We start from the raw sequence: 1,572 nt of genomic DNA, 5'->3' as shown, positions 1-1,572 counted from the left end.
GCCGCGTTTGGACTCGATAAGCCGATCACCTTTGTCGACGCGGCTTACGCTCAACAGTCCGTCACTCAACCTTTCCGCAAATACAAGGTCGGCGACATTGAGGTCTTCTCCCTGATCGATGGCATGCGGGAGGCGCCGCTGCGCGACGGTATGGTCAGGAATGTCAGCGCCGACCAAGTGAAGACCGTGTTGCGTGGTGCCGGTTTTCCCGAGAATCAGGCGCCCGTGCGGTTTATCGTCATGGCGCTCAAGCTGCGCGATCAAGTGGTCCTGATCGACGCGGGTACGGGCGGTCATTCGATTTATGGCGAGGGGAACGGCCGGTTATTCGAGAGCATGGCGGCGGCGGGCCTTGACCCCAAGGCAGTCAAGACGATCCTCATCTCCCATCTCCACGGCGACCACATTTATGGCCTCATGAACAATGAGAGCGATGCGCAGGTCTTCCCGGATGCCGACATCGTAGTGCCCGCCGCGGAATTGAAATGGTGGACGCGCCCAGGGGTCGAGTCACTCGATCTCGGACCGACGCGCAAGGGCCTCGCGCGGCGCATTCAGGCTACCGTGGCGACTTGGAAAAACGTCAGGACATTCGAGGGAGAACCTGAACTCCTGCCTGGCGTGCACGCAATTGAGGTGCCCGGCCATAGCCCGGGAATGGTCGCGCATCTCGTCGCTTCCGGCGGCGAGCAGTTCCTGATCAGCGCCGACGTGGTCAATCTTGCGCCCCACATTGCAACACATCCCGAGTGGCAGCTCTCGATCGATCAGGATCCGCAAATGGCGGTGGAAACGCGAAGGAAGATCTTCGATCGCGCGGTCGCCGACAAGCTCACCATTTCGGGTACTCACTGGTTGATGCCGAACGTCGGCACGCTTGCCAAGGATGGCAACGGCTACTTATTCGCAGCCAAGGGGTGACATCCCCCGTGGCACTAAGCCATGACTATGCGACGACGACTGCAGCCGGTAGCGGGCGAACCGCTCGGCACGTCAGGATGCTTCTGGCCCTTGGCAAGAAGCAGCCAGCACTTTGAATAGCTGGATGAAGGATTCAACCGGCGTGGCTGTGCATGGTACCGTGCAGGCGTCTGGTCGAGACTATTGCCTAGGGATGGACCGATGACTTTGCGTGCAATTTTCGCCGCGTGCGCGATTGCGGCTTCTGGATTTATCATGATGACAGTCGACGCGATCGGGCAGAAGCAATCGTTGAAAGATCAACTGGTCGGTACGTGGACGCTGCTGTCGTGGGAGCAGAAGAAAAGCGACGGCACCAAGATCGAGCGTTATGGGGCCGCTCCGAAGGGCATCGCTTTCTTCGACGGGAATGGGCACTACATCATCACGGTGATGCGATCGGATCGAGCCAAATATGCGAGTAATGCCCTGTGGCAGGGCACATCCGAGGAGAACAAAGAGACCGCCGACGGCACGATAACCTACTTCGGAACGTATTCGACGAACGAAGCAGACGGCAGCATCGCGATCCAGGTCGAAGGCAGTTCGTTTCCCAACTGGAATGGCACGCAACAGAAGCGCTTCGTCGCGGTTGCGGGAGATCAACTGACG

General features: G+C 59.2%; 2 protein-coding genes. Both read left to right on the top strand.

Annotated features, from left to right (window positions below; genetic code table 11):
- On the top strand, window positions 1-921 hold a 921-nt coding region (locus L6639_RS42860), incomplete at its 5' end, for an MBL fold metallo-hydrolase (RefSeq protein WP_237867366.1).
- A 201-nt stretch (window positions 922-1,122) separates the two neighbouring features.
- A partial coding sequence (locus L6639_RS42855; protein ID WP_237867365.1) for a lipocalin-like domain-containing protein occupies window positions 1,123-1,572 on the top strand: 450 nt, incomplete at its 3' end.

Origin of the sequence: Bradyrhizobium zhengyangense (genome assembly GCF_022012555.1) — a bacterium.
Classification (GTDB): domain Bacteria; phylum Pseudomonadota; class Alphaproteobacteria; order Rhizobiales; family Xanthobacteraceae; genus Bradyrhizobium; species Bradyrhizobium zhengyangense.
This window is presented reverse-complemented; position numbering and strand designations above follow the sequence as displayed.